Origin of the sequence: Porticoccus litoralis, assembly GCF_030676955.1 — a bacterium.
GTDB classification, from domain to species: domain Bacteria; phylum Pseudomonadota; class Gammaproteobacteria; order Pseudomonadales; family Porticoccaceae; genus Porticoccus; species Porticoccus litoralis.
In genome coordinates, this window is record NZ_JAUUUU010000001.1 from 837285 (window position 1) to 845110 (window position 7826).

At 48.6% G+C, this 7826-nt stretch carries 6 protein-coding genes and 1 pseudogene; 3 read left to right on the plus strand and 4 right to left on the minus strand.

From position 1 onward, the window contains the following. Nucleotides 1-24 precede the first annotated feature (24 nt). Both Q8A57_RS04135 and Q8A57_RS04140 read left to right on the plus strand, forming a co-directional pair. Nucleotides 25-1248, plus strand: a complete 1224-nt coding sequence (locus Q8A57_RS04135) for an FAD-dependent oxidoreductase (protein ID WP_305169689.1) — start codon at nt 25-27, stop codon at nt 1246-1248. After that, nucleotides 1238-2041 carry an aldo/keto reductase gene (locus Q8A57_RS04140; protein WP_305169690.1) on the plus strand — a complete coding sequence of 268 codons (804 nt, stop codon included), beginning with the start codon at nt 1238-1240 and terminating at the stop codon, nt 2039-2041. The genes Q8A57_RS04135 and Q8A57_RS04140 overlap by 11 nt, the downstream gene beginning before the upstream one ends. A 5-nt stretch (nt 2042-2046) precedes the next feature. Here Q8A57_RS04140 and hldE read toward each other — a convergent pair whose 3' ends face one another. Next, complete coding sequence (gene hldE / locus Q8A57_RS04145) at nt 2047-3471, minus strand: bifunctional D-glycero-beta-D-manno-heptose-7-phosphate kinase/D-glycero-beta-D-manno-heptose 1-phosphate adenylyltransferase HldE (RefSeq protein ID WP_305169691.1); 1425 nt, start codon at nt 3469-3471, stop codon at nt 2047-2049. A gap of 83 nt (nt 3472-3554) precedes the next feature. Between hldE and Q8A57_RS04150 the strand changes: the two genes are divergently transcribed. After that, nucleotides 3555-4184 carry a BUD32 family EKC/KEOPS complex subunit gene (locus tag Q8A57_RS04150; protein ID WP_305169692.1) on the plus strand — a complete coding sequence of 210 codons (630 nt, stop codon included), beginning with the start codon at nt 3555-3557 and terminating at the stop codon, nt 4182-4184. Between the two features lie 33 nt (nt 4185-4217). Here the strand turns inward: Q8A57_RS04150 and Q8A57_RS04155 are convergent, their stop codons facing one another. From Q8A57_RS04155 to Q8A57_RS04165, 3 genes and pseudogenes are all read right to left on the minus strand, one after another. Further along, nucleotides 4218-5444, minus strand: a complete 1227-nt coding sequence (locus Q8A57_RS04155) for an O-antigen ligase family protein (protein WP_305169694.1) — start codon at nt 5442-5444, stop codon at nt 4218-4220. Nucleotides 5445-5491: 47 nt separating this feature from the next. After that, nucleotides 5492-6559, minus strand: a complete 1068-nt coding sequence (locus Q8A57_RS04160) for a glycosyltransferase (protein WP_305169695.1) — start codon at nt 6557-6559, stop codon at nt 5492-5494. A gap of 46 nt (nt 6560-6605) precedes the next feature. Then, nucleotides 6606-7761: pseudogene (locus Q8A57_RS04165) on the minus strand (IS3 family transposase). Nucleotides 7762-7826 lie beyond the last annotated feature (65 nt).

A 7826-nucleotide genomic window follows, 5' to 3' on the forward strand; every position in this document is an offset into this window, starting at 1 on the left:
TTTTGCGGAGTTCTTTTAGTCTTTATGGCACCCACTGAACCCTCAGAACACCTCCATTGCGACATTGCCATTATTGGTGGCGGCATCGCCGGCCTGTGGTTGCTGAACCGACTAACCAACGCTGGCTACAATGCCCTACTTTTTGAGCAGACCGCATTGGGCAGTGACCAGACCGTTGCCAGCCAGGGCATGATCCATGGCGGCATCAAATACACCCTGAGCGGCACATTAACTGGTGCCTCCGAAGCCATCGCCGATATGCCAGAGCACTGGAAAGCCTGCCTGGCCGGGGAAGGGGATGTTGATCTACGTGGAGCGTCTATTCTCAGCGACCATTTTTATCTGTGGTCCAGCAGCAGTGCACTGTCACGGATGTCGACATTTCTAGCCAGCAAGGCCACACGGGGAAGAGTCAACAAGGTCGGTAAAAAAGATCGCCCACAACTGTTCCAGCACCCGGAGTTCAGCGGCAGTCTTTATCAATTAGTGGATCTGGTGCTGGATGTTCCCTCGGTCATCAAAGTGCTGGCTGACAATTGCGCTGGGCGCATTTATCAAATCGACTGGTCCAAAGCCACATGGCATAAAGAGAACCCGCAAACCCTGGCCATTGATTTCCACGACGGAGAACGAACATGGCGCCTGTCACCGGGACAGGTGGTACTGACTGCCGGACAGGGTAACGAGGCCATTCTCAACGCCTTGCAGGTTACATCGCCGGAAATGCAGAGAAGACCGTTGCAGCAGGTGATGATCAAGCACCGTTACCCGCATCGCTTTTATGGACATTGTTTGGGCGCCGAGACCACCCCCCGCCTGACGATCTCCAGCCACCCCTGCGACGATAGCAGCCAGGTTTGGTATCTGGGTGGCAGCCTTGCCGAAAAGGGCGCCGGACAAAGCGCTTCAGAAGTCATTGCTGCCGCAAAGCGCGAGTTGCACACGTTGATGCCGTGGGTCGACCTCAGTGATGCCCGTTGGGCAACACTACCAGTGGACCGAGCTGAGCCAAAACAACGCCACTTTGCACGCCCGGACAAAGCCTTTGCCAGTCACACAGATGTCTACAACAACCTGATTGTGGCCTGGCCCACCAAGCTCACGTTATCTCCCAACCTTGCCGATGAAGTGATGGCATTGCTTCCCCCGCCAAACCCTGATCTTTCAGACAAAGGCGTCACCCGTCTGGATTTTCTGAGCAGACCGCCGCTTGCGCCCAGTCCCTGGGAGACCGCCTTTGGAAACTGATCCGTTACCCTTACGCCCGTTTGGCAGCACCGGCCTCGACATCAGCATTCTGGGATTGGGGACGGTGAAACTCGGCCGTAACCAGGGAGTGAAATATCCCGAGGGCTTTGTCATTCCCGATGACCGCCAGGCTGCAGCTTTGCTGTCACTTGCTAAAAGTTTAGGTATCAACCTCATCGACACAGCACCGGCCTACGGCAATAGTGAGCAGCGGCTGGGCACCCTGCTGAAAGGGCAGCGGGATCAGTGGGTGATTTGCAGCAAGGTGGGGGAAGAATTTGACGATGGACAGTCCTGGTTTGACTTCACCCCGGAGCACACTCGTTTCAGTATCGAGCGCAGCCTACAGCGCCTGAACACCGATGTAATCGACATGGTGCTGGTGCATTCCGATGGTAATGACGAAACCATTATCCGGAAATTTGGCACCCTGGATGCACTGGCAGCCCTAAAGGCGGAAGGCAAAATTCGCGCGTTTGGCATGTCGAGTAAAACTGTTTCCGGCGGGTTGCTGGCAGCAAAACATTCCGATGGCGTCATGGTTACCTGGAATCTGCAATACGATGACGAGTTACCCGTCATTGACTACTGCCGTGAGCACCACAAAGGTGTATTGATAAAAAAAGCGCTGGCCAGCGGGCATGCAACCCTGGCGGGAGAAGACCCGATACAGAAAACGTTTGATATGTTATTTGCTCACCAAGGGGTCAGCAGTGCCATTGTTGGCACGATTAACCCTGAGCACTTGGCGACGAATGTTCGCAAGGCTGTTCAGGCCTCGCGGGGTCTATAAAGCCGCTATTTACTCTGTATCTTGTTGACGATGGCGGTCGTGGAGCAGTCATCCAGAAAATCCAGCACGGCAATCTCACCCCCGTAGGCGTCGACAATTTCCCAACCCACGACTTCACTGCGGCTGTAATCCCCCCCTTTCACCAGAACATCCGGGCGGATCAACTCCAGCAGGCGCTCTGGGGTGTTGTCCTCAAAGGAGAGCACCCAGTCAACCGCTTCCAATCCCGCCAGAACCGCCATACGGCGATCCACAGGATTAATGGGGCGGCCCTCGCCCTTCAGGCGGGTTACTGAGGCATCTGAATTGATGGCCACCACCAGCCGATCGCCCAGCTTGCGTGCCTGCTCCAGATAACCGACATGGCCGGCATGGAGAATATCGAAACAGCCATTGGTGAACACGATTCGTTCGTTCTGGGCCCGAGCATCAGCCACATCTACCATGAGCTGTTCTTCATTGACCACACCGCGCTCCGAGCCCTGCTCCTGCTGAATGGCACGACGCAATTCTGGCATGCTCACCGTAGCGGTTCCCAATTTACCCACCACAATACCAGCTGCGATATTGGCCATAGCAACAGCCTCGGGTAATGCCTCCCCAGCCGCCAGCGCTGCCGAGAGAACAGAAATTACTGTATCCCCCGCACCGGTGACATCGAATACTTCCCGCGCCCGTGCCGGCAAGTGCAGCTCTCTCTGCCCCTTCCGCAAAAGGGTCATACCATGTTCACTGCGGGTAATCAGCAATGCTTCAATATCAAGTGTTTCCAGTAATTGCGCACCTTTTTCTACCAATGCCTGCTCGTTGGCACAGTGCCCAACCACCATTTCAAATTCAGCAAGATTCGGCGTTAGCAAGGTAGCACCGCGATAGCGCTCAAAATCGCTCCCCTTCGGGTCCACCAATACAGGAACCCCTGCGGCTTTCGCTTCCGCAATCAAAGGTTGCGGATTTACCAACGCCCCCTTGGCATAGTCTGAAAGCACCAAGGCACCGATACCGTTGAGTAGTGCAGCCACTTTTTGCGGCAACTGATCGCAGTCTACTGCGTCAAAATTTTCTTCAAAATCCAGGCGCAGCAATTGCTGGTGACGGCTGATCACACGAAGCTTGGTGATGGTGGGTTTTGAATCTGACACCTGAAAGTCAGCATAAATACCTGCCGAATCGAGCCGTGCTTTCAACGCATCGGCTGCTTCGTCACGCCCGACCACAGATACAAGCGAAGCCCCCGCTCCAAGGGATGCGATATTCAATGCGACATTACCCGCTCCACCAATGCGGTCCTCACTCTGACCGACCTTGACCACGGGAACTGGTGCCTCCGGCGATATTCTGGAAGTCGCACCATGCCAATAACGATCCAGCATCAGGTCACCAACGACCAGTACCTGTGCCTTATCAAAACGGGGAACCGTCAGTTTCATCAAAAACCGTCCTGTAAAAAACTGCGGGTATCTTACCATAGGGGGCACCTTTATAATGCCGCCATGAACGGGATCAGAACACCATGAAACAGCTTTCCAGAGACGACTATAACGCCCTTCGTGAGGGAGCCACGGTGATAGAGGCTGATCGTTATGGTGATAAGGTATTGCTACTCTCGGACGGTACCTACCTCAAACTATTCCGCGTAAAACGGCTATTTTCTTCAGCCGTGTTTTACCCATACTCAAAACGTTTTGTAAAAAACGTCAGTAAGCTGGTGGAAAAAGGCATACCTACGGTAACCGTCATTGAGTCGTATCGCATCCCCTCCATTCGCCGTACGGCGGTGCACTATTACCCGTTGACGGGTAAGACGCTTAGAAAACTAGGGACACTCGACCTGATCATTACAGAAAAACTGGGAAAATTTATACGCGAACTACATGACAAGGGGATTTATTTCAGATCGCTGCACATGGGCAATATTGTAATCTCACAGGAAAACCGTCTTGGCTTGATTGATGTTTCCGACATGAAGGTCTACAAACAGCAACTATCTGAGGAATTACGACTCAGGAACTTCCAGCACCTTGCCCGATATACAGAAGATACCGGGCAACTCAAGCCACACTTTCATAGCTTTCTCCAAGCATACCTTAAGCCCAAAGATAGCAAAGGTCTCGAGATGAAAATACGTGGAATTCTGTTTTAGCCTGAATTATTTTCATCTCAAAGAATACGAGGTTCAAATCTCACTTTGCTCAGCCTGATTAAAATAGACCCGGTTAACCAATCCCATGACTAATGCCAAGGGAAACCAAAAAACCGTCCAGAAGAGACCCGGACGCGTAATCACATGCTGAATTTCAACCTGCATAGCTACCAAGATATAAACCACTAAAGAAAAACTGGCTAAAACCCATCTAGCTTTCCTATGTTTCCAAACAGCAACAAATACAGAGCTTAACATTGCCAGAAAGAAGAAAAGTCCAACCAATCCCTGTTCAAACATAACTTGTAAAAAGAAATTGTGCGCATGCGCAAATGGCTTCTCAGGCCAAAATGAGTGATCAAAACCATGACCAACAACAGGATGATTCAGAAACTCGCCCAAAGTCCAGATCCAAATAATCGGACGTCCAGAAAGTTGTTTTTTGGTCAACTCAACCACAATTTCATCGTAAAAAATCACCCCCATAACAACACAGGCAATACCAAACACAATACCCAAGGCAAAGATAGTGTGGTGACGATAGACCGCCGTCAGATATACAACAGCCAAGGCACCAGCGACCCATGATGTTCTTGAAAATGTTTGAAATATATAGGGCAGCATAACCAGAATGGCTACCAATAAGAGCAAGTTTTGTAGTTTAGACTCTTCCCTCAAACCCAACAAAACCACAGTTAATACTGCAAAAAAACCAAAGTAGATTCCTGCTATCACCGGGTATCCGATATCTATCCATCCTTTATATCCCATGCTATAAATTCTGAACGTACGCCAACCCAACGATTCATCAAGCACAAGCAACTGATAACCTAGAGAAATAACAGCCCCCAATGCTGATATATAACAAAGGAAGATGAGAAATGTTTTTATTTGCTGCCATGTTGCCACTGTAACAAGATAAATAACGCCAAAAAGATACAGCATAATCACCAAGCTTTTACGTAAGACATAGGCAACCGATTCGTTAGTATCACTCCATGCTGCCGACAATGAACAAAAGAAAAGAAAAAATCCTGTTGCGGTTAAAAAAAATATGGCCTCTGAACTCAAAAAGTTTTTTTTCTTCAGCCCTGCGCCAACGACCAGAATAAGGGATGGAAGTATTAGCAACAAATAAACATGGACACCATTGGCACTGCTTGAACTGTAAAAAGTCTTACCCGCCAATTGAATAAAGAGTCCCACCGACATGATAAAGAAAAGTGCTTTAAACAGCTTATCGTCAAGAAAGTTTTGCATAGAGATATTTCTATAGTTTGTGTATGTATTGGTGAGAGTAAACTCTCTTAACAACTCGACAATTCTGAATAGATATCCAGGTAACCCCTCACAAATTCATCATGCCGTTCTCCTAGGTTGCAACAGCCTATCGGAGGAGGCATTGTCGCTATCATCTGTGCACAACCCTCAAGGTCTTCAACATCGAAAAAATATGCCTCTTTACTTAAGACTTCTTCATGGGCGGGAATTCGACTACAGACAACGGGCAACCCCGCAGCATGGGCTTCAAGCAAAGACAAACCAAAGCCTTCCTCCAGTGAAGCTGAAATAAAAAGATCAAAGGCTTTCAAATATTGATGCCCTGAGCTTACCCAGCCCAGCCAGAACACATGCTCCTCAAGCCTCAATGACGCCACAAGCTGGCGCAACCCTTCACGCTCTGGACCATCTCCCATGATTGCCAGGTAGCGCCCTTCACCTGCGCCTTTAGCAAAAGCCCTGATAGCAAACTCTACATTTTTTTTTCGAGTTAAGCGCGATGCTATAACCGAGATATACCCGTCGTTCGGCAATCCGAGTTTATTTCGCGCCTCTTCACGAGCATATAATTTACGCTCGAACTCTGGCATTAATGTATTAGATACTGACCTCACCATGCCTTTTAACTGCGGATGCTGGCAAGCTATTTGACCTGCCAGCTGCCTCGAAACAGGAATTAACCTTATCCTGTTATTATATTTGATCAGTTTCCTAACATCGGAATCCCGAAACCTGGGCGAACCATGAAGCACAATCATCAACTTGAGATGCTCCAATCGCTCTAAAACGGGAATAAAAGGTCTCATAACACCAGGACCATCGCAGATAACAACATCAATAGAGCTGTCCATTACCAAATGGACAAGCTTTTTGGTCAAAGGGCTTGGCAGATAGCGCCAAATGCCTTTTTTCCGTGCAACCCTAGGGCTGGCTAGACTTTGTATGTTTCCAAGATTTCCCTCAGCGCTCTCCCCCATAAGAAATCGTTCACTAACCGGCAAACCCTTTTCAGTGAAAGCACACGAAATTAAATGATGTACTAGTTGCGTCGAATGATGAGAATAATCAGCGCTGTAGATAATGTTGGCTAACATGACATCCTTTCAGAAAAAAAGATCGTTCTTCTATCTAATTCGGGTTCTACCCCGTTTTTACGGACGGTTTAATAAAGATTGAATCCTTAAATCTTGCTTAGCCACTCGGCGTCGCATCCTCGGATTATGAAACAATTCTATGTAATTAAAAACATCTGCCTTAGCAGCATCTCGAGTTGGATAACGTGTATGATTTAATCGTTCACGTTTGATCATTCCAAAAAAGCCCTCACAAGCCGCATTATCACCACAATGTCCAACTGCGCTCATTGAACTGACTATATTCTTCTCCTTCAAGAATCGTTGATAGACGTAGCTTCTAAACTGACTTCCACGATCTGAATGCAATATGACTTTATCGCTGGACTGTCTCTGCCAATGCGCCATCTCAACAGCCTTGAGTACCATGTGACGGTCCTGCCTATGGTGCATAGACCAACCAACAATTATCTTGTGATATAAATCCATGACGACACATAAGTACAATTTGCCCTCATCCGTTTTCATCTCAGTAATGTCAGTGACCCATTTGGTCTCTGGTTCTAGTGCTGAAAAATCACGGTTAAGATGATTTGCAACTGCAGGGGAGTACATCTGCACCTTGCCACGCATGCTGCGCTTCTTTCTTCTAGGCCAGCCTTGCAGTCCATTTGTGGCCATGATTCTAGCCACTCGATTTAAGCTAACAGACTCTCCATCATCCAATAAATCTTCATGCATTCTAGGCGCACCAATAATGCCTCGACTATCTTCATGAATATCTTCGATCTTGCTTAGTAGGCGCTTATTTTCAAGCTTAGTCTTACACAAGGGTCTTTTAGACCAGTCGTAATATCCACTAGGTGAAACACCTAAACAGCGGCACATAAGCCTGACAGGATATTGTCCGCAGCAACGTCGAATCGCCTGATACTTCAGCTCGATTCCCTGGCAAAGTACGTCGCCGCTTCGCGTAAAAAATCCCGCTCCTTTTTAACGCGAGATAGCTCTCTCTTGAGAGCTGCCATTTCTTGATCTCGAGGACTACCAGTTCCACTGAAAGCTTCTGAACCAGCTTCTTCTATCTGACTACGCCATCTAGAAAGCATGTTTTGGGCTATACCCAGTTCTCTAGCCACCTGAGCGCAAGTGACACCAGGTTGATTTAGCTGCTCGACTGCGCCCCGCTTAAACTCAGGGCTATATTTTCTACGTTTAGACATAACAAACACTCCTTAGCCATGATTATGGCCTTCTTTAAAGTGTCCGTAAATTCGGGGTAGAACCC